This window comes from Streptomyces sp. Y1 (assembly GCF_041053115.1).
Classification (GTDB): Bacteria; Actinomycetota; Actinomycetes; order Streptomycetales; family Streptomycetaceae; genus Kitasatospora; species Kitasatospora rubellomurina.
In genome coordinates, this window is sequence record NZ_CP163445.1 from 6013308 (window position 1) to 6035392 (window position 22085).

The window sequence follows — 22085 nt, forward strand, 5'->3', positions numbered from 1 at the left end:
TCCGCGCGCACCCCCAGGCAGGTACCCCATGGTCGCAATCGCCGTGATCGGCGCCAACGGCACCATCGGCCGCGCCGTCGTCGCGGAGGCGGCGGCGCGCGGGCACGAGGTGACGGCGGTGGTCCGCGATCCGGACCGCTACCGGGGCGGCGCCGGGGCGGCCTCCGTGGAGCGCGGGGACGTGCTGGACCCGGCCGACGTGGCCCGGGTCGCGGCCGGTCGGGACGCCCTGGTGAGCGCGGTCGGCGGCGGCGACGGCCCGGGCCACCTGGCGCTGATCGAGCCCGCCGCCCGCTCGCTGGTCGCGGGCCTGCGGACGCTCGGCGACGCGGCGCCCCGGCTGGTCGCGGTGGGCGGGGCTGGCAGCCTGGAGACGGCCCCGGGCGTGCGGGTCTGGGACACCCCGGGCCTGCCGGAGCCGGTCCTGCAGATCATGCACGCCCACGGCGCCGCCCTGGACTACTACCGGACGGTCTCCGACCTGCGCTGGACGGTGCTCAGCCCGTCCGCCGAGATCGGCCCGGGGGAGCGGACCGGCCACTACCGCACGGGCCTGGAGCAGTTGCTCACCGACGCCGGGGGCCGCAGCCGGATCTCGGTGCCGGACTTCGCGGTCGCCCTGGTGGACGAGATCGAGCAGCCCGAGCACATCGGCGAGCGCTTCACCTGCTGCGCCCTGTGACCGGTCAGCCCAGCTGGATCGACCGCTTGGCCAGCCCCATCCAGAAGCCGTCGATGACGCTGCGCTGGCTGTCGAGGTCGGCCTCGCCGGCGCCCAGGGTGACGAACAGCGGTGCGAAGTGCTCGGTGCGCGGGTGGGCGAGGCGCCCGGCCGGGGCCTTGTGCTCGAAGTCGAGCAGCGCGTCGAGGTCGTGGGCCGCCAGCGCGCGCCTACCCCAGTCGTCGAACTCGGCCATCACCGAGGTGACCCGGCCGTCGCTGCTGAGGGCCCGCAGGTTGTGGGTGAAGAAGCCGCTGCCGACGATCAGCACGCCCTCGTCGCGCAGCGGGGCGAGCTTGCGGCCGATCTCCAGCAGGCGCTGCGGGTCCAGGGTGGGCAGGGAGACCTGGAGCACCGGCACGTCGGCGTCCGGGTACATCTCGACCAGCGGGACGTACGCGCCGTGGTCGAGCCCGCGGTCGGGGATGTCCTGGACGGGCGTGCCGGGGGCGCGCAGCAGCTTGCGCACGCGGTCGGCCAGCTCCGGCGCGCCGGGGGCGGCGTAGCGGACCCGGTAGTAGTGCTCGGGGAAGCCCCAGAAGTCGTAGACCAGCGGCGCGGTGGTGACGGCGCCGAGGGCGAGCGGCGCCTCCTCCCAGTGCGCGGAGACCATCAGGATCGCCCTGGGCCGGGGCAGGTCCGCGGACCAGGCGGCGAGTTCGCCGGGCCAGACCGGGTCGTCGGCGAGCGGCGGCGCACCGTGCGACAGGTACAGGGCGGGCATGCGCGCGGGGGCCGCGGTGCTCATGACGTCCTCCTCGGACTGCTCGGAGCGGGCTGCTCGGAGCGGACTGCTCGGAGCCGGTCGTTCGACCATAGGTAGTTCAAATTTGAACCTCTACGCCTTCGACGGTACACCCCGGTTCGAATTTGAACAACAGGAGTAGGCTTCGTGCCATGTCCTCACTGAACGAACCCCGCTGGCTCGACCAGGACGAGATGGCCGCCTGGCGGGGCTTCGTCACCGCGAGCAACCTGCTCAACCGCCGGCTGGAGCGCCAGCTCAAGGAGGACTCCGGCCTCTCCCACCAGCAGTACGAGATCCTGGTGCACCTGTCCGCCGCCCCCGGCGACTCGCTGCGGATGACCGAACTCGCCGACAAGCTGGTCACCTCCAAGAGCGGCCTCACCTACCAGGTCACCCAGCTGGAGAAGGCGGGCCTGGTCGCCCGCCGCTCCTGCCCCAGCGACGTGCGCGGCGTCATCGCCGAACTCACCGACCAGGGGCGGGAGATGCTGCGCATGGCCGCCCCCGGCCACGTCGCCCTGGTCCGCGAGCTGCTGATCGACGTGCTCACCCGCGAGCAGCTGGCCGTGCTCGCCGAGGGCCTCGGCGCGGTCGGCGCCCGGCTGCGCCGCGACGAGACGTACTGACGGGACCTACCCGAGCCCCGCCGCCCGCTCCCGCAGCAGCTCCCGCTCCCGCGCGTTGCGGGTGAGCTCCGCCGCCCGCTCGAACTCCGCCCTGGCCTCCGCCGTCCGCCCCAGCCGGGCCAGCAGGTCGCCCCGCACGCTCGGCAGCAGGTGGTACGAACGCAGGGCCGGCTCCGCCGCCAGCGCGTCCACCAGCTCCAGCGCGACGGCCGGGCCGTGGGCCATCGAGACGGCCACCGCCCGGTTCAGCGCCACCACCGGCGAGGGCGTCAGCACGAGCAGCCGCCCGTACAGCTCGGCGATCGTCGCCCAGTCGGTGTCCTCGTACCGCCGCGCCTTGGCGTGGCAGGCGGCGATCGCGGCCTGCACCGCGTACGCCCCGGTGCCGGCCCGCTGGAGCGCGTCGAAGCCGCGCCGGATCAGCAGCCCGTCCCAGCGGGCCCGGTTCTGCTCGGCCAGCAGCACCGGCCGCCCGTCCGGCCCGGTGCGGGCGCGGGTGCGCGAGGCCTGGAACTCCAGCAGCGCGGCCAGCCCGTGCACCTCGGGCTCGCCCGGCATCAGCGCGGCCAGCTGCCGGGCCAGGCGCAGCGCGTCCTCGCACAGCTGCGGGCGCAGCAGGTCGTCCCCGGCGGTGGCCGAGTAGCCCTCGTTGAAGACCAGGTAGACGACCTCCAGCACGGAGGACAGCCGGCGCGCCCGGTCCTCCCCGTACGGGACCTCGAACGGCACCCCGGCCTTGGCCAGCGTGCGCTTGGCCCGGACGATCCGCTGCGCCACCGTCGCCTCGGGCACCAGGAAGGCGCGGGCGATCTCGGGGGTGGTGAGCCCGCCGAGCAGCCGCAGGGTGAGCGCGATCCGGGCGGGGGCGGACAGCACCGGGTGGCAGGCGGTGAAGATCAGCCGCAGCAGGTCGTCGTCGATGTCCTCCGGCCCGGCCGGCTCCTCCGGCGCCGCGACGTCCTCCAACGACCGCCCCACCTCGGCGAGTTTGCGGGCGTAGACCTCCCGGCGGCGGACCAGGTCGATCGCCCGGTGCTTGGCGGCGGCCGTCAGCCAGGCGCCCGGGTTGTCGGGCACTCCGGCTGACGGCCACTGCTCCAGGGCGGCGACCAGGGCGTCCTGGGCCAGCTCCTCGGCGATGCCGACGTCCCGGACGATCCGGGCGGCCGCCGCGGTGATCCGGGCGGACTCGATCCGGAACACGGCGTCGACGGCGGCCCTGGTATCCCTCTGCGTCACGGCCACCCATCAGAGCAGCCGGGGCGGCGGGCGGCAAACGCCGACACGGCCAGGGCCACGGCTACTTCGGCGGCTCGGGCGCCTCGTCGATCTGCCGGACCTCCGCCTCCACCTGCCAGGTCACCGGGTGGGTCTGCAGGAAGCGGCGGGTCCACTCCAGCGCCTCGGCGGTGTCCTTGCACTGGAGGATGGCGTAGCCGCCGACGACCTCCTTGGTCTCGGTGAACGGCCCGTCGGTGTAGTCGATCTTCCCGTCCGCCCAGCTCAGCCGGGTGCCCTGGGCGGTCGGGGTGAGCCCGGCGGTCTCCAGCATCACGCCGGCCCTGGTGATCTCGTCGAACAGCGCGCCCATCCGCTGCTCGAAGCCCGGGTCCGGCTCCCATCCGTCGCGGGCCTGCTCGTCGATGCGGATCAGCGTCATGTAGCGCGGCATGGTGACTCCTCGGTCGGACGGGCGGGGCCTCTCCCCGCCTCTCACCCCTGCGTCGAACGGGCCGGCGCCGGATCGACACCCGGCCCGGAGAATTCTCCGCCGGGCGGCCCGCCCGGGCCGGGAAAGCCGCTCGCCCGGCCCCGCTTTCCGTGTCAACATGCCCTATATGGGGACGATTCTGCACGGCACCCTCGTCACGCTCCGCCCGGCCACGGCCGAGGACGTTCCGGCCCTGGCGGCCATCCGCGGCACGCCCGAGGTGTTCGCCCGCTGGCGCGGCGGCGACGACCTGGCCGACGAGATCGCCACCGAGCTGGAGTCCCTGGAGATCGAGACCTTCGCCATCGAGGTGGGCGGCAAGGTGGTCGGCGCCGTGCAGTGGTACGCCAACAACGACGACGAGTACCGGCACGCCGGCATGGACCTCTACCTGGACCCGTCGGTGCACGGCGTGGGCCTGGGCACCGACGCCGTCCGGACCATGGCCCGGCACCTGGTGCACGAGCACCACTACCACCGGCTGATCATCGACCCCGCCGCCGACAACCTCGCCGCGATCCGCTGCTACACCAAGGTGGGCTTCCGCCCGGTCGGCACGATGCGCCAGTACGAGCGCGGTCCGGACGGCACCTGGCACGACAACCTGCTGATGGACCTGCTCGCGGACGAACTGGTGGACGGCTGACGGCCCTTCGCGCGGCCCCGGTCCCCGGCCGCGCCCGGTGCCAGGGTGTACAGACATCTTGTCCGCCACCCGGCCTGAGCTGTACAGACACCTCACCGCCACAGGAGCGATCGGAATTGATCGCCTGGCGTTCTTCCCGACGTACCGAGCGGTAGCTAGCGTTCCCCCGCCGATCCCGGCGACCGGTCACCCCGGGCGCCGGGTCACACCGGATCGACGGATCCCTCCCCAGGAGAACGCCCATGCTCTCGCGCCGCACGGCCACCGCCCTCACCTCGGCGGCCGCCGCCGCACTGCTGCTCGGCGGCACCGCCCCGACCGCCTCCGCCGACACCACCGCGGCGGGCCCCGCCACGCTGTCGGTCTTCGCCTTCAACGTCGACCTCGGCACCGCCGTCGTCGACAGCACCCAGAACGAGCAGGCCGCCCGCCGCACCCCGGTGATCGAGCAGATCGTCCGTCAGCACAACGCCGACGTGGTGATCCTGGACGAGCAGTTCAACAACAGCTCGACCGCCGACATCAACGCCAAGCTCGCCGACCTCTACCCGTACCGCACCCCGGTGGTCGGCGGCACCTGCTCCGGCGGCGGCTGGACGGGCGTCAGCGGCAACTGCTCCAACTCGTGGTTCGTCATCAACGGCGGCACGATGATCCTCTCCAAGTACCCGATCGCCGCCCAGTACGCCCACGTGTTCAGCAACTCCACCTACGGCACCTGGGACTACCACGCCAACAAGGGCGCGGCGCTGGTCAAGGTGAACAAGAACGGCAGCACCGCCTGGGTGGTCGGCACCCACCTGCAGGCCGACGAGTCCGACACCTCCACCGACACCACCCAGTCCACCCGGCTCGGCCAGCTCGCCGAGATCCGCGCCTGGGTGGACGGCATCGTCGGCAGCGCCGCGCCGGTGCTGATCGGCGGCGACCTCAACGTCGAGTACTTCCACGGCCAGAGCCGCGGCGACTACGCCAACGCCCAGAACGCGGTGAACGGCGTGCTCGGCACCCCGGCCACCGACCCGGGCCAGAGCCTGAACACCATGGACTGCCCGGCCTCCTCCTGGTGCCAGTACATGGCGGGCGTCGAGACCTTCCCCAAGGACTACCGGGACGACCTCGACTACATCGGCTACCTGAACGCCCCCGGCCGCCCGGTGCCCGCGTCGATGTCCACCGTCAAGGTCGACTTCGACCCGCAGGCCGGCTGGACGCCCGGCCAGGTGGACACCAACGCGCCCAGCGACCACTACCCGGTCGAGGCCACCTTCCAGCTCAACTGACGCACTCCCGACCGGCCGTGACGTCAGCCCGCGGATGCCCCGGATGCCGCGGGCCCCGGGCAGCCGCAGGAGCGCCGCAGCACCAGCCGGGCCGGGAAGGTCCGGGTGCCGCCCGCGCGCCGCTCGGGCCCGCCGAGCACCAGGTCCAGCGCGGCCCGCGCCATCTCGTCCTGCGCGGTGGTGACGGTGGTCAGCGCGGGCCCGGCGATCACCGCCTCGGCGATGTCGTCGAAGCCCGCCACGGCCAGCTCCTCCGGCACCCGGATGCCCAGGTCGTCGGCGGCCCGCAGCAGCCCGATCGCCTGGTCGTCCGTCGCGCAGAACACGGCGGACGGCCGGTCTGGCCGGGCCAGCAGGGCGAGCGCCTCGGTGTGCGCCCGGACCCGGTCGAACGCCGCCGGGACGAGCCGGCCCTCGGCCGACAGCCCGGCCTCGGCCAGCGCGGCGGCCCAGCCGTCCGTCCGGCAGGTGACCGGGTCGTGCGGGCTGAGCGCGAAGGTGCCGCCGAAGCAGTGCACCTCGGTGTGCCCGTGCCCGAGCAGGTGGCGCACCACCTCGCGGGCGCCGCCCTCGTCGTCCGCGACCACCGAGACGCTGCCGGGGCTCTCCGCCCGGTGGTGCAGCAGCACGACCGGGGTGCCGTCGACGGCGTCGAAGCCGCTCAGCCCGGGGGTGGCCGGGTCCTGGGTGACCAGGATCAGGCCGTCCACCTGCATGCCGAGGAAGGCCCGGATGTAATGCGCCTCACGCTCGTCCGCGTAGTCGGAGTTGCCGATCAGCAGCAGCCGGCCGTGCTCGGTGGCGGCCTGCTCGACGGCGTGGGCGAGGCCGGCGAAGAACGGCTGGCGGGCGTCCGGCACGACCATGCCGAGCAGGTTGGTGCGCCGCCGCGCCATCGCCTGGGCGACCCGGTTGGGCCGGTAGCCGAGCTCCGCCACGGCCGCGAGCACCCGCTCGCGGGTCGCGGCCGCCACCGGCCGCGGCCCGTCGTTGATCACATAACTCACGACCGCCGTGGACGTCCCCGCCAGCCGCGCCACATCGTCCCGTGTCACCCTCGCCATGACGGCGAGCCTACACAGCGCCTCCGACCAGCGCGTTTTCCGCGTCCGGGGGAGGCCCCGATCGGCCCGCCGCGGTTGCGGACCGGCCGCCGCTGCCCGCAGGGTGGCTGGACAGGACGCCGTCACCGCCGACCCCGGGAGCTGGCCGATGAGCGCGCCGCCGCACCGCCGGGCGACTTACGGACGGCCGAAGGTCCGGATCCACGGCCGGGCGCGCGCCGTGGCCGCCCCGCCGCCGCACCCGAGGGTCCGGCCCTGGCGGGCCTACGCCGTGGTGGCGGTGATCGCGCTGCTGGTCGCCGCCGGGCTGCTGCTCTACGTCGACGAGCGCTCCAGCCGGGGCCACGCGCAGGTGGCGGGCGCCGCCCCCGGCCCGGACTTCCTGGAGGTCGACGTGGTGCTCCAGCGGGTGGACGCGTCCGCGCAGACGCTCAGCGCGAAGGTCCTGGCCCAGCCGCACGGCGCCCTGGAGGCACCCGGCGGCGCCCTGGTGCCCGCCCAGGACCTGGTGCTGGAGACCAGTTCGCTGGAGCAGACCGTGCTCAGGTACCCGGCCGGGCAGCAGATCGCCTCCACCACGGTGGCGTTCAACCTGTACGGCGGCCGGGTCACCGACTACCCGTTCGACCGCTACCGCACGGTGGTCGGCTTCCAGGCCACCGTGGGCGGGCGGCCCGTCCCGGTGGTGATCGGGATCGAGGAGGCCGATCCGTTCTTCGCCTTCAGGCGGGACACCGAGGACCGCGAGGGCACCGCGGTGGCGATCACCGAGCGGATCAGCCGCTCCCGCAGCACCTTCATCCTGGCCTGGTTCATGATCGGGGCGATGTGGGCGCTGGCGTTCTCCGTGCTGATCGCCGCCTGGCTGATCGTCCGGCAGCGGCGCGGCCTGCTCTGGCCCGCGCTGAGCTGGATGGCGGCCACCCTGTTCGCCCTGGTCGGCATGCGCAACGCGGCGCCCGGGAACCCGCCGATCGGCTCGCTGCTGGACTACGCGGCGTTCTTCTGGGCGGAGCTGCTGGTCGCGGTCGGCCTGACCATGGTCGTGGTGCGCGGCGCCCGGGTGGAGGGCGGCCACCGCGATCCGCCCGCGCGCGACCGGCCCCGGTACGACCGGCCGTAGGGTCGCTCCCGGGGTGCCCACGGCGGGGCCGGGGGCGCCGTCGTGGCCGCCACGCGCTCGATGTCATTCCCGCCGGGCCCCCGGCGGGTCGTCGGAGGGGGGAACCTCGTCATGTCGGAAGTCGGTTCGGCGGTGCCGGTGGCCGTGCTCACGGCGGCCGTGCTGCACGCGGTCTGGAACGGTCTGGCGCACCGGATCCCGGACAAACTGGTCGGCTTCACGCTGATCAACCTGACCTACACCGCCTGCGCCCTCGTCCTGGTGGCGGTCAACCCGCTGCCGGCCGCCGGCTCCTGGCCGTACCTGCTGGCCTCGACGGCCGTCCAGACGATCTCGACGGTGCTGCTGCTGCGCGCCTACCAGCTGGGCGACTTCGGGCAGATGTACCCGATCGCGCGCGGCTCGGCGCCGCTGCTGGTGGCCCTGCTGTCGGTGACGGTGCTCGACCGGCCGCTGGGCGGCGGCGAACTGCTCGGCGTGCTGGTGATCTGCTGCGGGCTGATCGGGCTGGCCCTGGCCAAGGGCGTGCCCGGGCGGGCGCAGCTGCCCGCCCTCGGGGCCGCCGCCGGGACGGGCGTGATGATCGCCGTGTACACGGTGCTGGACGGCAGCGGCGTCCGGCACGCCGGGTCGGTCGGCGGCTACGTGGCCTGGCTGTTCCTGCTCCAGGGGCCGGTGCTGGTGCTGGTCGTCCGGCTCCGGCGCGGCCCCGGGCTGCTGACCGGCGCCCGCCCGGTGCTGGCGGTGGGCGTGGCGGGCGGGGTGCTGTCGCTGACGGCGTACGGCCTGGTGGTGTGGGCGCAGTCCCGGGGCAGCCTGGCCGCGATCGCGGCGCTGCGCGAGACCAGCATCGTGATCGCCGCGCTGATCGCCACCGTGGTGTTCCGCGAACGGCTGGGGCGGCTGCGGATGACCGCGGCCGCCACCGTGCTGGCCGGGATCGTGGTGCTGGAGCTGGCCCGGCCCTGAACCCGCCTCCGCGCAGGGGGAGTTCAGTCCGGGACGAGCACCGTCAGCGAGGTCTCCACCAGGTGGAAGCCCAGCGACTCGTAGACCCGGCGGGCCGGGTTGCCCTCGCTCACCACCAGGGACACGTCGGCGCCGCCGCGCGCCGCGAGGTCGGCGATGCCGCGGCGCAGCAGGTCGGCACCGAGGCCGGGGTAGCCGCGGGCCGGGTCGCGGAACACCTCGGCGACCCAGGGCAGGCCGCCGCGGTCGGTGAGGGTCAGCCCCGCCACCACCCGGTCCTCGCCGTCGACGGCGAGCAGGCTGGACGGCAGCACCGGGCCGATCGCCTCCCCGGCGAGCAGCGGGCCGAGCCGCTCGGCGACCGCCCGCGCGTCGTCGCCCGGGAAGTGGTCCACGTGGCCGGGGGCGAAGGCGGCCCGCCAGGCCGCCAGCAGCTCCTCGGGCCCGCGGTCGGCGGGCACCGCCCGGATGCCGTCGCGCAGCGGTGCGTCGGCCCAGTCGGCGGGCGGGGGGTCGGCGCGCAGGTCGCGCCGCAGGGTGTGGGCGTGCCGCAGCACGGTCGCGCCGCGGGCCAGCAGCGCCTGCCCCACCGCGGGCTCGGCGGACACCACCCAGCCGGGCAGTTCGGCGCGGATGAACCCGGCCGGGTCGGCCGCCGCCGCGGAGCCGTCCAGCACCTCCAGCAGGTCGGCCCACGGCCGGCCCTCCCGTTCGCCCGGGAGGTAGCTCAGCACGGGCACGCCGTCCCCGTCGTGCCTGGTCACCCGGTCCGGTTCGGTCATGGCCCACCCCTGTCGCGAGATCGTTCGCCGGCGGCCCATGCTGACCACGAACGGGCCCTCGTGGCAACCGGATTCCCGTCGGCGACCGGGCGTCAGCCGACCACGGCGGCGCGGACGCAGAGCACGTCCGGCAGGTGGGAGACCAGCAGCCGCCAGCTCTCGCCCTCGTCCCGGCTGCCGTACACGTCGCCGGTGCGGTTGCCGAAGTAGATCCCGGCCGGGTCGGCGTCGTCGGTGCGCAGCGCGTCGCGCAGCACGATGCCGTAGTGGTCCTCGTCGGGCAGGCCGGCGGCGAGCTGCTGCCAGCTGTCGCCGCCGTCGTTGGTGCGGAAGACCCGGCAGCGGCGCCCGGGCGGGATGCGGTCGTCGGAGCCGCCGAGCGGGAAGAGGTAGGCGGTGTCGCCCCGGCGCGGGTGGGCGGCGACGGCGAAGCCGAACTCGGCGGGCAGCCCGTCCACGATCGAGTGCCAGCTGCCGCCCCAGTCGTCGCTGCGGTAGACGCCGCCGTGGTTCTGCAGGTAGAGCCGGTCGGGGTGGGCCGGGTCCGGGGCGATCTTGTGGACGCACTGGCCGAACTCGGGGTACTGGCGGTCGGGCGGGAAGAACTCGGCGCGCAGGCCGGTGTTGGAGGGCTGCCAGCTGTCGCCGCCGTCCTTGCTGCGGTAGACGCCGCCGCTGGAGACGGCGACCAGCAGCCGCTGCGGGTCGCGCGGGTGGGTGAGGATGGTGTGCAGGCCCTGGCCGCCGTAGCCGGCGCCCCACTCGGGCCGCTGCGGGTGGTCCCACAGCGACTCGACCAGGCCGAAGGTCTCGCCGCCGTCCGTGGAGCGGAACAGCGCGGCGGGCTCGGTGCCGGCGTAGACCACGCCGGGCGCCTCCGGGCCGGCGGGCTGGAGCTGCCAGACCCGGGTGAGCGAGGCGCCGGTGGACTCGGGGAAGCGGACGGCCGGCCGGGGCGGCTCGAACCAGCTGGCGCCGAGGTCGTCGGAGCGCCAGACCGACGGGCCCCAGTGGCTGCTGTCGGCGCCGACCAGGAGTCTGGTCCGGTTGTCGCGGCGGTCGACGGCGACGGAGTAGATCGCGTTCATCGGGAAGTGCGGTCCGCTGAACTCCCAGTCCAGCCGGTCGCCGCTGCGGCCGAGAAAGAGGCCCTTCTCCGTTCCGACCGCCAACAGCACCTCGGTCATGCCTCACACCACCTCGTCACGAGCACGGCCCCCCGGGACGGCCCCCGACTGCCAGTGTCCCGCCGTCCACCGTTGGTCACATCTCGCCGCGCCGCCGGCCCGGGGGGCGACGTCAGCCCCGGCAGCCCTCCAGCAGCCGCAGCCAGACCTCGCTGATCGTCGGGTAGGCGGGCACCGCGTGCCAGAGCCGGTCGATCGGCACCTCGCCGACCACCGCGACGGTCGCCGAGTGCAGCAGTTCGGCGACGCCGGGGCCGACCAGGCAGGCGCCGACGATCACCCCGCGGTCCAGGTCGAAGACCACCCGGGCCCGGCCGCGGTAGTCGTCGGCGTACAGCGAGGCCCCGGCGACGGCGCCGATCTCGTGGTCCACCGCCTTGACCCGCAGCCCGGCCTCCTCGGCGGCCGCCAGGGTCAGGCCGACCGCGGCGACCTCCGGTTGCGTGAACACCACCTGGGGCGCGCCCGCGAGGTCGGCGGACGCGGCGTGCGCGCCCCAGCGCGAGGTGTCCAGCGTGCGCCCCTGGGCGCGGGCGGCGATCGCCGCGCCCGTGATCCGGGCCTGGTACTTGCCCTGGTGGGTGAGCAGCGCCCGGTGGTTGACGTCTCCGGCGGCGTACAGCCACCCGCCGTCCACCCCGAGCACCGTGCAGCTGTCGTCCACCTCCAGCCAGTCGCCCGGCTTCAGGCCGATCTGCTCCAGCCCGATGTCGGCGGTGCGCGGGGCCCGGCCGGTCGCGTACAGCACCTCGTCGGCGGTCAGGTCCCCGCCGTCGTCGAGGGTGAGGGTCACCGGCCCGGAGCCGTCCGCCCGCCGCAGCGCGCCGATCCGCGCCCCGAGTCGCACGTCCACCCCGGCCGCCCGCAGGCCGTCCGCGACCAGCTCGCCCGCGAACGGCTCCATCCGGGGCAGCAGGCCGGCGCCGCGCACCAGCAGCACCACCTCCGAGCCGAGCGCCCGCCAGGCGGCGGCCATCTCCACCCCGACCACCCCGCCGCCGACCACGGCGAGGCGCCCGGGCACGGTGGGGGAGCTGGTCGCGTCCCGGCTGGTCCACGGGTGCGCCTCGGCCAGACCGGGCACGCCGCCGGGCAGCACCGGGCGGCTGCCGGTGCACACGGCGACGGCGTGCCGGGCGGTGAGCACCCGCTCGCCGCCGTCCTCGGCCTCCACCGCCACCGTCCGCACGCCCGCCAGCCGGCCGTGGCCGCGCACCAGCTCGATGCCGGTCTCCCGCAGCCACGTCACCTGGCCGTCGTCCTTCCAGTGCGAGGCGAACGCGTCGCGCCGGGCCAGCACCGCGGCCGGGTCCAGCCGCCGGTCGCCCACCGCCTCCCGGACGCCGGCCACCGCGCGCGCCTCGTCCAGCGCCGCGACCGGGCGCAGCAGCGCCTTGCTGGGCATGCAGGCCCAGTACGAGCACTCGCCGCCGACCAATTCGGCCTCCACGACGACCGTGCGCAGGCCGGCCGCGGCCGTCCGGTCGGCCACGTTCTCGCCGGTCGGCCCGGCTCCCAGGACGATGACGTCGTACTCGTCGGCGCTGTCGGTCATGGCGGTCCTCCGTGCGGTCGCTCGCTGTCCACCGGTTCGTCCCCCTCCAGAGCCTGACCCGAACCGCCGTGGGCGGCCACTTCTGCGGTCAGCGCGCGGGCGGCTCCGCGAGCTCGGCCAGCAGCGCCGCCGTGTCGGCCGGGCGGGAGAACATCGGCCAGTGCCCGGTGGGCAGTTCGCGCAGCTCCCAGTTCGGCCCGGCCAGCGCGGCGAACCACGGGTGCCCGGCGGCGATCAGCTCCCGCACCTGCGCCAGCGGGAACGAGCAGCTGACGAGGGCCTGCGGCAGGGCGGCCCCGGCTCCGGTCAGCCGCAGCCGGTCCGTGTACGCGGCGACCGGTTCGGCGGTGGAGCGCTCGCGGATGCGCGCCAGCACGGCCTCGTCCAGGCCCTCGATGCTGGAGCCCTCGGCGGTCAGGACGTCCCACGGCGGCAGCGGCAGGCGGCCGTCGACCACCAGGGCCTCGGCGGCCGCCCGGTAGGAGGGCCGCCACATGTCGTACAGCGAGCCGCCGTCCGCGATCGGCCCGGAGTCCAGGTGGACCACCCGGCGGATCCGCTCCGGCATCCGGTCGGCGAGCCCGGTCACCGGGGCGCAGCCGCCGCTGTGCCCGACCAGCACGACCTCCCACAGGTCCTCCCGGACCAGCAGCTCGGCCAGGTCGGCGATGCGCTCCTCCAGGCCGAACTCGCCCTTCTCGCCGGCCCGTTCGGCCGTCCCGGGCAGGCTCACCGGGTACACGGCGTGCCCGGCGGCCCGCAGCGGCGCGGCCACCTCGTCCCAGGCCCAGGCGCCGAGCCAGAAACCGGGGACCAGTACGAACGTGCTCATGGGCGGATCGCTCCCGTCGTCGGTGGGGTCGCTGCTCCCGACGACTCTAGGGGGTGCCTCCGACATCGGGTGCGGACGCGGCAGGGCCCGGGGAGCACGTGCTCCCCGGGCCCTCGCACGGCAGCGGCAGCGGCAGCGTCAGGCCTGGCCCTCGGCCGCCGCCTGGTCCTCCGCGACCTTGCGCTTCACCTCGGCCATGTCCAGGTTGCGGGCCTGCCCGATCAGGTCCTCGAACACCGCCTCCGGCAGCGCGCCGGCCTGCGAGAACACCAGCACGCCCTCGCGGATGATCGCCAGCGTCGGGATCGACTGGATGCCGAACGCGGCGGCCAGCTCCTGCTGCGCCTCGGTGTCCACCTTGGTGAAGACGAGGTCCGGGTGCCGCTCGGCCGCCTTCTCGTACACCGGGGCGAACTGGCGGCACGGCCCGCACCACCCGGCCCAGAAGTCGATGAAGACGAAGTCCTTGCCCTCCGGGCCCGGGACGATCTCGTCGAAGTTCTCCTTGGTCAGCTCGACCGTGCTGCTCATCTCGCGATTCCTTCCCTTCCGGAGGCGGCGGTTCAGACCATGTGCCCGCCACAACGGTGGCCGTCGGCCGGGTATTCCGCTGAGCAGTCCGGCGGCGCCGTCCGTACTCCCGGGTGTCCGCTCCGATACCGAGTCCGGGAGCACCCATGCGCAGCACACCCCGCACCCGCCGGGCCGCGGTGCTGGCCGCCGGGGGTGCCGCGGTGGCGGCCCTGGTCGCCGGCTGCGGCTCCTCCGGCTCCGGTTCGTACGGCTCCGGCTCGTCCAGTACACCCGCGGCGCCCAGCACGCCGGCCGGCGCCACCCTGCAGACCGCGACCGACCCGAAACTCGGCACGATCGTCACCGACAGCGCGGGCTTCACGCTCTACCGCTTCGACCACGACAGCAACAACCCGTCGATGTCCTCCTGCACCGGCGGTTGCGCCACCCTCTGGCCGCCCGAGCGCGACGACGGCCACGTCACGGTGAAGGGCATCGACAGCAAGCTGGTCGGCAGCGTCACCCGCGCGGACGGCAGCAAGCAGGTCACCCTCAACGGCTGGCCGGCCTACCGCTACTCGCCGGACAGCAAGCCGGGCGACACCAAGGGCCAGGGCTTCGCCGGGATCTGGTTCGCGCTGACCCCGACCGGCGGAAAGGCGGGAACCACGACGAACACCACCCCCGCACCCGTGAACCCGACACCCGTGAACCCGACACCCGTGAACCCGGCGCCCAGCCCGCCGAGCAGCGGCTATGGCTACTGAGGGCCGCCGCCCCTCCTCGCCCGGGAGGCACAGGTGCGCAAGGATGGAACGGTGACCGAGGAGCACCCCGGGCGCGGCGACGCCGCACCCGGCAGGGGGGCGCCCGGCACCGGCGCGCCGGACGAGGAGCTGATGCGCGCCCTCTACCGGGAGCACGCCGGGCCGCTCTTCGGCTTCGTCCTCCACCTGGTCGCCGGTGACCGGCAGCGCGCGGAGGACGTCGTCCAGGAGACGCTGGTCCGGGCCTGGCGCAACCTCCACCGGCTCGACCCGCAGGCGGCCTCGCTGCGGCCCTGGCTGGTCACCGTCGCCCGGCGGATCGTCATCGACGACCACCGCAGCGCCCTGGCCAGGCCGCGCGAGGTGGACGCCGCCGCACTGGATCAGCTGCCCGCCGAGGACGAACTCGACCGGGCCCTACGGATGATGACCATCACGGACGCGCTGGGCGACCTCTCGCCCGCGCACCGCGCGATCATCGTCGAGACCTACCTGAAGGGCCGCACCGCCAAGGAGGCGGCCGCCGAACTCGGCATCCCGGCCGGGACCGTCCGGTCGCGGGTGTTCTACGCACTGCGCTCGCTCAGGCTCGCCCTGGAGGAACGGGGAGTGACATCGTGACCGACCGCCCCGACCGCCCCGACCGCCCCGACCGCCCCGACCGCCCCGACCCGGGCGACGCCCGGCACCTCGACGCGGGCGCGTACGTGCTCGGCCTGCTGGAGCCCGCCGAGCGCGCCGCGTTCGAACAGCACCTGGCCGGCTGCGACGACTGCGCCGAGCAGGTGCGCGAACTCGCGCCCGTCGAACCGCTGCTGGCCGAGTACGCCGCCTCGGCGCGGGCCGCCGGCCGGGAGCCGGCCGACCCCGTCCCGCAGCCCGGCGGGCAGCTGCTGGACCGGCTGGTCGCCGAGGTGGCGGCCGGCCGGCGGCGCGGTCGGGTGCGGCGGCTGGTGCTGGCGCTGGCCGCGACCGCGCTGGTGGCGCTCGGCCCGGTGGTCACGGCCGCGGTGGTCACCGGCGGGTCCGCGCCCGGCGTGGTCGCCGTCGCCGAGCGGTTCAGCGCCACCGACCCGGCCACCGGCGCCAAGGCCACTGTGGGCCTGGGCGGTGCCGCCTGGGGCAGCCAGGTCAGCCTCCAACTCTCCGGCGTGCAGGGCCCGTTGACCTGCCGCCTGGTCGCCGTGCCGCAGGCCGGCCACGGCCCCGAGCAGACGGTGACCAGCTGGACCGTCCCGGCGGGCGGCTACGGCTCGACGGGCAGCCCGGACGCGCTGCGCACCTCCGGCGGCACCGGGCTCCAGCCGGGCGAGATCGACCACTTCGAGGTGCGGGTCCAGAGCAGCGGCACCCTGCTGGTCGCCGTCCCGGCCCACGCCCGCTGAGCCCGCGCCGCCCGCTGAGCCCCCGCCGGGTCAGAACGCCGGGTGCTGGTGGTACACCGCCAGCAGCGCCACCCGGTCCGTGCCCAGGTTCCGCGGCCAGTGCGGGTTCGGCTCGCCGCTGTCGGTCAGGTGGTCCCGCCGCCACGTCCGCTGCCAGCCGACCCGCTTCACCGACTGGACGTGGTGCCACCACCGGCACGGGCACGGCACCAGCACCCACCCGCAGGAGCGGCACAGCTCGACCGTCCCGGGCCCGGCCTCGACGGGCACCGCCGACCCCTCCTCCCCGCAGGCCGGGCAGCCGGGCGGCTCGGCGCCGTCCAGCAGCGCGTTCTGCCGCCGGACGTACGCGGGCAGGCTCAACCGCGGGTGCAGGAACGGGTCGTGGTACCAGGCCGAGTCCGGCGCGTCCCAGCGGGGCCGGTCCCACCACGGGGTCCGGACCGGCCGGCGGAGGCCCGCCCGCTTCTCCGCCCGGCGCTGCGCGACGTGCTCCGCGAACCGCGCCAGCCACAGCTCGCGCGCCTCGTGCAGCTCCTCCACCGCCCGCACCAGCGCGTCGGGGTCGGCCTCCAGCCGGCGGGGGATCCGGGCGCTGAGCGTGAGGTGGTGGTAGGTCGCCCGCAGGCCGTACGGGGCGAACTCGGTCAGGCAGGTCCGCAGCGCGCTGTGCCGCCGGTGCGGCGGGAGGGCGGTGTCGTGCACCTTCGCCCGGTGGGTCCGGAAGCTGGTCACGGCGCGGGCTCCTCGGTGACGGGCTCGTGGGAGTCGGGCTCCTCGGTGGCGGGCTCCAGCTCCAGCGCCCGGGCGATCGCGCGCGTGACGGCGGCGGCGTGCCCGGGCAGCTGCCGCTCGGCCCACGGCCGCACCAGGCCGAGGAAGTCGCACAGGTCCTGCTCGGCCCCGGCGAGCAGCCGGCGCAGCTCGTCCACCGGCAGCTCGATCACGGGCGAGTCCGGGTCGTCCGGGGCCTGCGTCAGCCGGACCAGCCGGCCGAGGCGGGCGGCCCGGGGCGCCTCGCCGGTGGTCCACGGGTCGTGGCCGAACCAGACCACCCCGCCGCCGTCCGCCACCTGGTGCCACTCCCGCCACTCCTCCAGGCCGTAGCAGCAGCCCGGCTCGAAGACGGTGCCGGTGGCGGAGTCGGTGACGTACAGGCCGCCGGTGACGTACGGGTCCACGGTCAGCAGGCCGTGCAGGAAGGCGCCCAGGGGGTCCGCCGGGCGGGGGCCGCGCTCCTCGCCCGGCTCGGGGTCGACGTCGTTGAGCTCGGCCAGCCGGTGCACGGCGGTGCCGACCTGCTCCGGCGTCAGCCGTCCGTCCAGCACCAACAGCCCGGTCGGCTCGTGGCTCGTGGGCCACAGCGAGAAGCCTTCGGGGTCGTGGACTTCCAGGACGGGCCGCATCGAGATCATCCCGCGATGATGGCGGATTCCCACCCGCCCCGACCAGCGGGTTTCCCGGCCGTCCGGGCTGGCCTGGTGTTCACCCAGGGTGCGGCGCACCCTGGAGGAGTAACCGATGGAGGTGATCCGCCATGCAGACTCTGGTCGGTTGGCACATCGAGATGGAGTTCCGCGAGGAGGGCCCGCGGACGACCGCGGCCGCCATGCTCAGGCTCGGCGACGGGACGGAAGTGCGCGCCCACGGCTACAGCAGCCGCCACCCCTCGGACCCGGACCAACTGCGGGTCGGCGAGGAGATCGCGGGTGCCCGCGCGCTCAACGACCTGGCCTCGCAGCTGCTCACCAAGGCGCACGCCGAGATCCAGGAGGTCAACCCGCTGCCGACCCACCCGCTGTCGTGAGCGCCGCGCACCCGGACGACCGCGCCGGCCGGGAGCCGGGCCGCCCCCGCATCCCGCTGATCTGCCCGCGCTGCGGGCACGAGCAGCGGGTCGTGCCCGGCGGCCCCGACCGGGCGGTCCGGGTCGTGCACGTGGCGACCGGGCGGGAGGCCTGCGAGCCCGCCGACCTGGCCCGGGCGCCGGACGACGGGACCTGAACGCCGCCGGATCCGCATCGGGCCGCGCCGCCGGTCAGTTGACGCAGTACGTGCTCGGCGGCCGCCAGTCCGGTCCGAGCAGGCGCTGTTCCGGCTCGTTCAGCGTGATCCGGATGCCGACCGTCCCCGCCAGCCCGACCCGGAACCGGCTGCGGGCCAGCGCGAGCAGCGCCGGCAGGCCGTACTTGTTGATCAGCGAGGTGCGGTAGCGCGCGGTCGCGTCCTCGTCGCAGAGCCGGGCGCGGGCCGGGAGCCGGCGGCCGGTCGGGCGCCCGTGGGCGTCGCAGGGGCCGACCAGCACCCGGGGGTGGCGGCGGATGCGTTCGGCCTCGCCGGAGTGGGCCGGCGCCCAGAGGCCGAGTGCGGTCCCGTCGGCCACCACCCACAGCTGCGAGTCCAGCCGGCTGCCGTCGTCGCCGAAGGTGGTGAGCAGGAGGTACCTGCTGTCGGCGAGCTCGTCGGTTCGGTGGTGCACGATGTCCTCCCTCGGGCGCGGCCAGGGCGGTGCTGGGGCGGTGCTGGGGCGGTGCTGGGGCGGTGCGGTGTCCACGGGGACGCCGGGCGGGCAGTCCCGGTCCCGTGGACATTCTCGTCGACCGGGGCCGCCGGTTCGAGGGGGCGGGGGCTGCCCGGGCGAGGCGGTGGTGCGCCGCCGGGCGGGAAACGGCGAGCGGCCCGCCCGGGGCCCCGAAGGACACCGGACGGGCCGCGTACGCACCCGAGTCACCCCACGGCGGGGGGCGGTACGAGGGTCAGTGCGCCATCACCGGCACCTCGTCGTGCCGCGCCGCGCCCGCCTCCGAGCCCGCGCCGCCGCCGGCCGCGCCCGGCCGTCCGGCGTTCACCAGGGTGAAGGCGATCGTGGCGGCCGTCACCAGGATGCCGAAGGACACCCAGATCGCGGTCGAGAAGCCGTGCACCATGCCCTGGAGCTGCAGGGCCTTGGCGGCCTCCGGCGAGGTGGCGTGCGAGGTCAGCCAGCTGGTGGTGGCGCTGGCCGCGATGGTGTTCAGCAGCGCGGTGCCGATGGCGCCGCCGACCTGCTGCGAGGTGTTCACCATCGCCGAGGCGACGCCCGCGTCGCGCGGCTGGACGCCGTGCGTGGCCAGGCTCATCGCCGGCATGAACGCGGTGCCCATGCCGAGGCCCATCAGGATCAGGCCGGGCAGGACCAGCGCCGGGTACGAGGTGTCCATGCCGATGTGGGTCAGCAGGAACATGCCGACCGAGGCGGTCAGGAAGCCGGGCGCCATCAGGTAGCGCGCCGGGACGCGGGTCATCAGCCGGGCGCCGATCTGGGTCGAGCCGGTGATCATGCCCGCCACCATCGGCAGGAAGGCCACCCCGGTCAGCACCGGGCTGTAGCCGCGCACGACCTGCAGGTAGTAGGTCAGGAACAGGAACAGGCCGAACATGCCGATCACGGCCAGGCCCAGCGACAGGTACACCCCGCCGCGGTTGCGGTCCAGCACCACGCGCAGCGGCAGCAGCGGGGCCTTGACCCGGCGCTCCACCAGCACGAACGCGGTCAGCAGCGCGGCGGCCGCGGCGAACAGCGCCAGCGTGCTGCCGGCCAGCCAGCCGCTCGACTCGGCGCGGGTGAAGCCGTACACCAGGGAGACCAGGCCGGTGGTCACCAGCAGCACGCCGGGGACGTCCAGCTTGTTGCGGTTGCGGCCCTCGGCGGGCTCGCGGATGACCAGCACGGCGCCGGCGGCGGCCACGATGGCGAACGGGATGTTGACGAAGAAGGTCCAGCGCCAGTTCATGTACTCGGTCAGCAGGCCGCCGAGGATCAGGCCGATGGCGCCGCCACCGCCGGCGATCGCGCCGTAGATGCCGAAGGCCTTGGCGCGCTCCTTCGCCTCGGTGAAGGTCACCGCGAGCAGCGACAGCGCGGCCGGCGCGAGCAGCGCGCCGAAGACGCCCTGAAGGGCCCGGGAGCCGAGCAGCATCGCGGTGTTGGCCGCGGCGCCGCCGAGCGCGGAGGCGAGGGCGAAGCCGGTCAGGCCGACCACGAAGGTCCGCTTGCGGCCCCACAGGTCGGCGATCCGGCCGCCGAACAGCAGCAGGCCGCCGAAGGCCAGCGCGTAGGCGGTGATCACCCACTGGCGGTTGCCGTCGGATATGCCCAGGTCGCGCTGGGCGGAGGGGAGGGCGATGTTCACGATGGTCGCGTCGAGCACGACCATCAGCTGGGCGAGGCCGATGAAGATCAGGGCCTTCCAGCGCCTGGGATCGGCCGGCGTCGCCGGGCGGGCGTCGGTCTGGGACATGGGGGTACTCACTTCACGGTGCGTGGGGCGTGGGTGCGCACGATCGGCCGCCGTCGCGGCGGGGTCGACTGCCGTACGGGATTCGGGGCGTGCGGGGATCAGGCCGTGGCGGCCGGTCGGGGCGTCACGGGGTCGGTGCGGTGGTTCGGGCGGTGGTCAGTGCTGGGGCTTGAAGTCCTCGAAGGTCGCGGCCCGGCCGGGCAGCGTCGAAGGGGCGGGGGCACGCAGGCCGTCCAGGAACAGCTGCAGGTGCCGGTGGACGAACCCGTCGAGCAGCTGGCAGGAGGTGCCGGGCAGCGGGCGGGTCAACTGGCTGATCGCGATGAACAGGTCGCCGTGGTCGACGTCCGGCCGCAGCTCGCCCGCGGCCCGGGCGCGCTCCATCAGCCCGCTCACGGCGGACCGCAGGCGCTCCCGGATCTCGATCAACTCCGGGTCGTCCGGGTCGACGTGGCCGGTGAACAGCGGGCAGAGCCCGCCGACCTTCTCCGCGACGGCCGCGTGCGCGAACCGCTGCAGAGCGTCGAACGGACCGCCGCCGCCGGGGGCCGCGGCCTCGACCGTCGCCGTCTCGGCGAGGGCCAGGATGCGGTTCTTGACGAGCAGCGCCACCTCGCGGATCAGCGCCGCGCGGTCCGGGAAGTTCCGGTACAGCGTGGCATTGCCGACCCCCGCCCGCTTCGCGATCTCGTCCAGCGGCGCGTCCGCACCGTGCTCGACGAACGCGTCCCGGGCCGCCAGCACGATCCGCTCCCGGTTCCGGCTCGCATCCGCACGCAACTTCGGCGCACGCACACTCCCCTCGGGGCGGACCGACTCAGCGGCTGCGGTGGTCACGACGACTCCTCCAAGATACCGGGGAACTTCTCCCCGCTTAAGCCAACGTACTCGAAAACGGGGATTCCCTCCCCGCTATTTCCCCTCCTCATGTGACCTGCGTCACACTTGGCATCGGGTGCTGGAACAGGTGCGCTGAGCCCGGCCATGCCTTCCCGGGGGCCGTGCGGGTGTCGGCCTAGGCTGTGGGCGTCCCGGGCGGCCGGAGGGTCGTGGGAGTCGGGAGGGGCCCGGCGGCCGGGTGGGCGAGGAGGTTCGCGATGGGCAGCGGTGAGACGCCCGCCGAGGTGCGCTGTGTGGCGGCCGTGCCGTGCTGGGTGAGCCTGACGGCCCGGGGCCTGGAGGGTGCGAAGGGGTTCTACGGGCCGCTGCTGGGGTGGGAGTTCGAGCCCGGGCCGGACCGCTTCGGCCCGTACGTCCACGCGGTGGTCGGCGGGGAGGCGGTGGCCGGGCTGGGCGAGGCCGGCGGCGGGGCGATCCCGCTCGCGTGGACGGCCTACTTCGGGACGGAGAGCGCCGACGCCGCCGCCGACGCGGTGCGCGAGCGCGGTGGGACCCTGGCGGTCGGCCCGCTGGCCTTCGACGCCGGGCGGGTGGCCTTCGCCGCCGATCCGGCCGGCGCGCCGTTCGGGATCTGGGAGGGCCCGCCGGGCCGGGCCCGGCGGCTGGACCTGCCGGGCGCGCCGATGTGGATCGAGCTGCGCACTCCGGACCCGTTCGCGGCGGCGCTGTTCTACGGCCAGGTGTTCCGCTGGGACGGCCGCGACCCGGAGCGCTTCGAGGTCCGGTGGGAGCACGACCGGGTGGTGCTGCGGGCGGAGGGGCACAGCGTCGCGGCGCTGGCGAAGGCGCAGCCGAGCGGCCCGGCCGGGCTGCCGCCGCACTGGGAGGTGTCCTTCGCCGTCCCCGATGCCGACCGGGCGCTGGCCCGGGCCGTGGAGCTGGGCGGCGCGCCGGTCGGCACGGCCTTCGACTCCCCGTACGGGCGGGTGGCGCGGCTGCGGGACGTCGAGGGCGCCCGGTTTGCGGTGATCAGCCCGAAGAGCTGACCCGGTC

General features: G+C 75.1%; 26 protein-coding genes. 12 read left to right on the plus strand and 14 right to left on the minus strand.

Going from position 1 to position 22085, the window contains the following annotated elements:
* Positions 1-28: 28 nt before the first annotated feature.
* On the plus strand, positions 29-682 hold the full coding sequence (locus AB2U05_RS26225; protein WP_369184431.1) for an NAD(P)-dependent oxidoreductase: 654 nt from the start codon (positions 29-31) through the stop codon (positions 680-682).
* Positions 683-686: 4 nt separating this feature from the next.
* Here AB2U05_RS26225 and AB2U05_RS26230 read toward each other — a convergent pair whose 3' ends face one another.
* Positions 687-1469 (minus strand): dioxygenase, encoded by a 783-nt coding sequence (locus AB2U05_RS26230; RefSeq protein WP_369184432.1) that lies wholly within the window; start codon positions 1467-1469, stop codon positions 687-689.
* Positions 1470-1627: 158 nt separating this feature from the next.
* Here AB2U05_RS26230 and AB2U05_RS26235 point away from each other — a divergent pair, with 158 nt between their 5' ends.
* A complete protein-coding gene (locus tag AB2U05_RS26235) occupies positions 1628-2095 on the plus strand; it encodes a MarR family winged helix-turn-helix transcriptional regulator (RefSeq protein WP_045702022.1) in 468 nt (155 codons plus the stop codon).
* Positions 2096-2101: 6 nt separating this feature from the next.
* Here the strand turns inward: AB2U05_RS26235 and AB2U05_RS26240 are convergent, their stop codons facing one another.
* Together AB2U05_RS26240 and AB2U05_RS26245 are read right to left on the minus strand one after the other, a co-directional pair.
* Complete coding sequence (locus AB2U05_RS26240) at positions 2102-3334, minus strand: RNA polymerase sigma factor (RefSeq protein WP_369184433.1); 1233 nt, start codon at positions 3332-3334, stop codon at positions 2102-2104.
* Positions 3335-3395: 61 nt separating this feature from the next.
* Entirely contained in the window at positions 3396-3767 is a 372-nt protein-coding gene (locus AB2U05_RS26245) for a YciI family protein (protein WP_045708832.1), read from the minus strand.
* 166 nt (positions 3768-3933) lie between these two features.
* Here AB2U05_RS26245 and AB2U05_RS26250 point away from each other — a divergent pair, with 166 nt between their 5' ends.
* Both AB2U05_RS26250 and AB2U05_RS26255 read left to right on the plus strand, forming a co-directional pair.
* Positions 3934-4452, plus strand: coding sequence for a GNAT family N-acetyltransferase (locus AB2U05_RS26250; RefSeq protein WP_078860675.1), 519 nt, complete (start codon positions 3934-3936; stop codon positions 4450-4452).
* A gap of 242 nt (positions 4453-4694) precedes the next feature.
* Positions 4695-5735, plus strand: a complete 1041-nt coding sequence (locus AB2U05_RS26255; protein WP_045701966.1) for a sphingomyelin phosphodiesterase — start codon at positions 4695-4697, stop codon at positions 5733-5735.
* Between the two features lie 23 nt (positions 5736-5758).
* Here AB2U05_RS26255 and AB2U05_RS26260 read toward each other — a convergent pair whose 3' ends face one another.
* A complete protein-coding gene (locus tag AB2U05_RS26260; RefSeq protein ID WP_369184434.1) occupies positions 5759-6799 on the minus strand; it encodes a LacI family DNA-binding transcriptional regulator in 1041 nt (346 codons plus the stop codon).
* Between the two features lie 148 nt (positions 6800-6947).
* Between AB2U05_RS26260 and AB2U05_RS26265 the strand changes: the two genes are divergently transcribed.
* Both AB2U05_RS26265 and AB2U05_RS26270 read left to right on the plus strand, forming a co-directional pair.
* Positions 6948-7922, plus strand: coding sequence for a DUF4436 family protein (locus AB2U05_RS26265; protein ID WP_369184435.1), 975 nt, complete (start codon positions 6948-6950; stop codon positions 7920-7922).
* Between the two features lie 111 nt (positions 7923-8033).
* Positions 8034-8891 carry a DMT family transporter gene (locus tag AB2U05_RS26270; protein WP_045701970.1) on the plus strand — a complete coding sequence of 286 codons (858 nt, stop codon included), beginning with the start codon at positions 8034-8036 and terminating at the stop codon, positions 8889-8891.
* A gap of 23 nt (positions 8892-8914) precedes the next feature.
* Here the strand turns inward: AB2U05_RS26270 and AB2U05_RS26275 are convergent, their stop codons facing one another.
* From AB2U05_RS26275 to AB2U05_RS26295, 5 genes are all read right to left on the minus strand, one after another.
* Positions 8915-9673, minus strand: coding sequence for an N-acetyltransferase (locus AB2U05_RS26275; RefSeq protein ID WP_045701972.1), 759 nt, complete (start codon positions 9671-9673; stop codon positions 8915-8917).
* Positions 9674-9765: 92 nt separating this feature from the next.
* Positions 9766-10860, minus strand: a complete 1095-nt coding sequence (locus AB2U05_RS26280; protein ID WP_045701974.1) for a glycosyl hydrolase — start codon at positions 10858-10860, stop codon at positions 9766-9768.
* A gap of 112 nt (positions 10861-10972) precedes the next feature.
* Positions 10973-12415, minus strand: coding sequence for an NAD(P)/FAD-dependent oxidoreductase (locus AB2U05_RS26285; protein WP_369184436.1), 1443 nt, complete (start codon positions 12413-12415; stop codon positions 10973-10975).
* An 88-nt stretch (positions 12416-12503) separates the two neighbouring features.
* Positions 12504-13247: an alpha/beta fold hydrolase gene (locus AB2U05_RS26290; RefSeq protein ID WP_045701979.1), complete on the minus strand. Its 744-nt coding sequence runs from the start codon at positions 13245-13247 to the stop codon at positions 12504-12506.
* 138 nt (positions 13248-13385) lie between these two features.
* Positions 13386-13778, minus strand: a complete 393-nt coding sequence (locus tag AB2U05_RS26295; protein ID WP_045708827.1) for a co-chaperone YbbN — start codon at positions 13776-13778, stop codon at positions 13386-13388.
* Positions 13779-13924: 146 nt separating this feature from the next.
* Here AB2U05_RS26295 and AB2U05_RS26300 point away from each other — a divergent pair, with 146 nt between their 5' ends.
* Genes AB2U05_RS26300 through AB2U05_RS26310 form a run of 3 tightly spaced genes read left to right on the plus strand, consistent with a single transcriptional unit; the run spans position 13925 to position 15912 of the window.
* On the plus strand, positions 13925-14527 hold the full coding sequence (locus AB2U05_RS26300; protein WP_369184437.1) for a hypothetical protein: 603 nt from the start codon (positions 13925-13927) through the stop codon (positions 14525-14527).
* A 51-nt stretch (positions 14528-14578) separates the two neighbouring features.
* A complete protein-coding gene (locus tag AB2U05_RS26305; protein ID WP_045708826.1) occupies positions 14579-15148 on the plus strand; it encodes a sigma-70 family RNA polymerase sigma factor in 570 nt (189 codons plus the stop codon).
* The gene (locus tag AB2U05_RS26310; protein WP_369184438.1) at positions 15145-15912 is read left to right on the plus strand and encodes a zf-HC2 domain-containing protein; all 768 of its coding nucleotides are present in this window, start codon (positions 15145-15147) and stop codon (positions 15910-15912) included. Before AB2U05_RS26305 ends, AB2U05_RS26310 begins: the two co-directional genes overlap by 4 nt.
* Before the next feature lie 30 nt (positions 15913-15942).
* On the opposite strand, the gene AB2U05_RS26315 is transcribed toward AB2U05_RS26310, so the two are convergent.
* Together AB2U05_RS26315 and AB2U05_RS26320 are read right to left on the minus strand one after the other, a co-directional pair.
* The gene (locus tag AB2U05_RS26315) at positions 15943-16647 is read right to left on the minus strand and encodes a hypothetical protein (RefSeq protein WP_369184439.1); all 705 of its coding nucleotides are present in this window, start codon (positions 16645-16647) and stop codon (positions 15943-15945) included.
* On the minus strand, positions 16644-17327 hold the full coding sequence (locus tag AB2U05_RS26320) for a hypothetical protein (RefSeq protein WP_369184440.1): 684 nt from the start codon (positions 17325-17327) through the stop codon (positions 16644-16646). The genes AB2U05_RS26315 and AB2U05_RS26320 overlap by 4 nt, the downstream gene beginning before the upstream one ends.
* A gap of 122 nt (positions 17328-17449) precedes the next feature.
* Between AB2U05_RS26320 and AB2U05_RS26325 the strand changes: the two genes are divergently transcribed.
* On the plus strand, positions 17450-17719 hold the full coding sequence (locus tag AB2U05_RS26325; protein ID WP_045701989.1) for a DUF1876 domain-containing protein: 270 nt from the start codon (positions 17450-17452) through the stop codon (positions 17717-17719).
* On the plus strand, positions 17716-17916 hold the full coding sequence (locus AB2U05_RS26330) for a hypothetical protein (protein ID WP_045701991.1): 201 nt from the start codon (positions 17716-17718) through the stop codon (positions 17914-17916). Before AB2U05_RS26325 ends, AB2U05_RS26330 begins: the two co-directional genes overlap by 4 nt.
* Before the next feature lie 34 nt (positions 17917-17950).
* Here AB2U05_RS26330 and AB2U05_RS26335 read toward each other — a convergent pair whose 3' ends face one another.
* The 3 genes from AB2U05_RS26335 to AB2U05_RS26345 form a co-directional block, all read right to left on the minus strand.
* On the minus strand, positions 17951-18391 hold the full coding sequence (locus AB2U05_RS26335) for a PPOX class F420-dependent oxidoreductase (protein ID WP_369184441.1): 441 nt from the start codon (positions 18389-18391) through the stop codon (positions 17951-17953).
* 277 nt (positions 18392-18668) lie between these two features.
* Positions 18669-20192: an MFS transporter gene (locus AB2U05_RS26340; protein WP_045702004.1), complete on the minus strand. Its 1524-nt coding sequence runs from the start codon at positions 20190-20192 to the stop codon at positions 18669-18671.
* A gap of 156 nt (positions 20193-20348) precedes the next feature.
* Positions 20349-21029, minus strand: a complete 681-nt coding sequence (locus tag AB2U05_RS26345) for a TetR/AcrR family transcriptional regulator (protein ID WP_045702006.1) — start codon at positions 21027-21029, stop codon at positions 20349-20351.
* 260 nt (positions 21030-21289) lie between these two features.
* Between AB2U05_RS26345 and AB2U05_RS26350 the strand changes: the two genes are divergently transcribed.
* Complete coding sequence (locus AB2U05_RS26350) at positions 21290-22078, plus strand: VOC family protein (RefSeq protein ID WP_369184442.1); 789 nt, start codon at positions 21290-21292, stop codon at positions 22076-22078.
* Positions 22079-22085: the final 7 nt, after the last annotated feature.